General features: G+C 62.8%; 2 protein-coding genes and 1 pseudogene. 1 reads left to right on the top strand and 2 read right to left on the bottom strand.

Going from position 1 to position 2981, the window contains the following annotated elements:
• Positions 1–622, top strand: a 622-nt coding sequence (locus GPT33_RS18420; protein ID WP_296812001.1) for an ATP-binding protein, incomplete at its 5' end; no start/stop codon positions are given.
• 128 nt (positions 623–750) lie between these two features.
• Here the strand turns inward: GPT33_RS18420 and GPT33_RS18415 are convergent.
• Both GPT33_RS18415 and actP read right to left on the bottom strand, forming a co-directional pair.
• The gene (locus GPT33_RS18415) at positions 751–1902 is read right to left on the bottom strand and encodes a cysteine desulfurase family protein (RefSeq protein WP_296811999.1); all 1152 of its coding nucleotides are present in this window, start codon (positions 1900–1902) and stop codon (positions 751–753) included.
• A gap of 213 nt (positions 1903–2115) precedes the next feature.
• A pseudogene (actP, locus tag GPT33_RS18410) lies at positions 2116–2981 on the bottom strand (cation acetate symporter); the annotation flags it as partial.

The raw sequence follows: 2981 nt of genomic DNA, 5'->3' as shown, positions 1-2981 counted from the left end.
AGTCAGCGGCATTTTGATGGCGTCGGATGCCCCGGAATCTTTTCTATCCAGCGCATTCATTCAGGCGGTGTGCTATCGAGGAACCGAGCGCAACGCAGCCTATCAACTGGATACCCAGGATATCACCGGACCCTTGGATACTCAGATTCTGGGCGCATGCAGGTTTGTCGAGCGAAACATGCGAATCTTTGCCATCAAAGCGCCCAATCGAATTGAGACACCCCAGTTTTCCATGAATGCGGTTTTCGAGGCGGTGGTCAACGCAGTCGCCCACCGGGATTACTCCATCTACGGCTCCAAGATTCGCCTGCACCTGTTTTCGGATCGACTGGAGATCTTCTCGCCCGGTGCGATCCCCAACACGATGACCATCGAGAGCATCTCGGAACGACAATCGACAAGGAACGAGTTGATCAGCTCCTTGCTGGCGCGTTGCCCGATGAATGTCAACGCCACCGGCAGTCAGCGGAGCTTCATCATGGATAAGCGTGGCGAGGGCGTGCCGATCATTCTGATCGAGAGCGAGAGGTTGTCCGGAAAAAAACCGGAATTCAGGCTGATCGATGATGCCGAGCTCAAACTGACGATCTTTGCGGCGCCTTCCCCCCATGGCGAGGATTGAGGCGATTTCCGTGAATAGGCGTCCCGCCTGCGGATGCCGGGAAGGCCTGTAGGGGTGAATTCATTCGCTCATACCGGCAGGGCGATGCGCGAGAGAGTCCGGACGCAGATCGGTCCCGAGGACGCCGGCTAATCTTCCATGGCGCGAATACGGGCGATGGCCTGGCGAACCGCTGCGGCGGCCTGGTCGATCTCGGCCTCTGTGTGGTCGCGGCCGAAGCTGATCCGGACGGCTCCGTAAAGCGTCCCCTCCTCGACCCCCATCGCACGTAAGACGTGAGAGGGCTCGACGGCGCCGGAGGAGCAGGCGGATCCGGAGCCGATCGCGATCTCCTCGGCGAGCTGATTGATGAGTGCGTCGCTCGGCACGCCCTCGAAGGAGATGTTGAGGATGTAGGGCGATGTCCGGTCCGGGTCGCCGTTGATGTGAACGCGAAGATCCTCCCCGAGGCGCTGCAGAAACCGCTGTTTGAGTGCGGCCACGTGTCGGAGATCCTGATCGCGACGTGCCGCAACGCGGGTGAGCGCGCTGCTCAGGCCGATGATCTGATGGGTCGCGAGTGTCCCGGGGCGTAGTCCATACTCTTGGCTTCCGCCGTCCATGAGCGGGCGAATCCGGACATGCCGGCGGTCGCGCACGACGAGACAGCCGACGCCTTTTGGACCGTAGAACTTGTGCGCGGAGAGCGACAGGAGGTCGATCGGCGTCTGCGTGAGGTCGATCGCGAATTTCCCCGCGCCTTGGGCCGCATCCACGTGGAAGAGAACGCCGGCCTGCGCAACCGCGGCGGCGACCTCCGCGATCGGCTGCATGACGCCGGTCTCGTTGTTGGTGTGCATCAGCGAGACCAGCAGCGTATCCGGACGCAGGGCCGCGACGATGGACTCGGGCGTTACCCATCCGCCGCGACCCGGCCTCACGTAGGCGGTTTCCACACCATCGGACTCCAGACCTCGGCAGCAGGCGAGCACGGCCTTGTGCTCGATCGCGGAGGTGACCAGGTGTCGCCCCTGATCGCGATAGGCCAGGGCGATGCCGCGCAGCGCGAGGTTGTTCGCCTCGGTCGCGCCGGCCGTGAAGAGGATCTCGTCGGCGTTGCAGCCGAGCTCCGCGGCAACCGCGCTGCGTGCGGCCTCCACGCGTTGTGCCGCATCTCGGCCTTGCGGGTGGCTTGTCGAAGAGGGGTTACCGGGGACGTTGCGCAGGACATCGATCATGTCCTCGATAACGTTGGGGTCAACCGCGGTGGTCGCGGCGGTATCGAAATAGAGCGGCTGCATGGTGTTTGGCTGATGGCGTGCTGGGTGTCGACATCGACGGGGCAATGTTCGGAGCAGCCAAGTAGGCCTTAGGTGGGGTCGATAGGCAAGGCGCCGGGTGTCCGTTGATCTGCCATCGGCAAGTCAACGGACACCCGGCGTCTTGTGAATGCCCCGCAGCGCGGGGAGGATGGGTTTCGCTTTGCTCTACCCATCCTACGTTTTCATCGCCGCTTAGTGGCTTGCTGCACCCTCTGCGCCGATGCCGGTTTCGCAACGGATCCGCTGGGCGAAGTAGGCCGCCCGATCGATCTTGGCGCGCTCGGAGTTGTCGAGGATCGAGAAGATCCAGATGCAGAAGAAGGCGATCGGGATCGAGATGATCGCCGGGTTGTCGAGCGGGATCAGCCCGACCGGGACCGCGACGCCGTCTGCATTGACCGCCGTGAAGCCGAGCACGTCGCCCCACACCGCCTTGGAGACGATCGTGAGGCCGACCGCACTGAAGAGCCCGGCGAAACCGCCGATCATCGCCCCGCGCGTCGTCATCTTGCCCCAGAAGATCGATGCCACCAGGACGGGGAAGTTAGCACTCGCTGCGATCGCGAAGGCTAGACCGACCATAAAGGCGACGTTCTGGGATTCGAACGCGATGCCCAAACCGATTGCGACCAGACCGAGCACGAGGGTCGCGATGCGCGAGACGCGGATCTCGGTGGTCTCGTTGCTGCGACCGCGCGCGATGACATTGGCGTAGAGATCGTGCGAGATCGCCGATGCTCCGGCCAGTGTCAGACCCGCGACCACGGCGAGGATGGTCGCGAAGGCGACTGCCGAGATGAAGCCCAGGAAAAGGTTTCCGCCGACCGCTTCGGCCAGATTGATGGCCACCATATTGGTGCCGCCCGACAGCCCGGTGATCAACTGATCCCGAATGACGGAGCCGTCTGCCGCAAGCGCCTCGGGCTTGAAGAACTGCGGATTCTGCGACAGCAACACGATCGCGGCGAAGCCGATGATGAAGGTCAGGATGTAGAAGTAGCCGATGAAGCCGGTGGCGTAGAAGACCGACTTGCGTGCCTCTTTGGCATTCGGCACGG

It is taken from the genome of Thiocapsa sp., from assembly GCF_011390875.1.
Lineage (GTDB): Bacteria > Pseudomonadota > Gammaproteobacteria > Chromatiales > Chromatiaceae > Thiocapsa.
The sequence above is the reverse complement of the archived record's forward strand: the minus strand, read 5'-3'. Positions and strand labels throughout refer to the sequence as shown.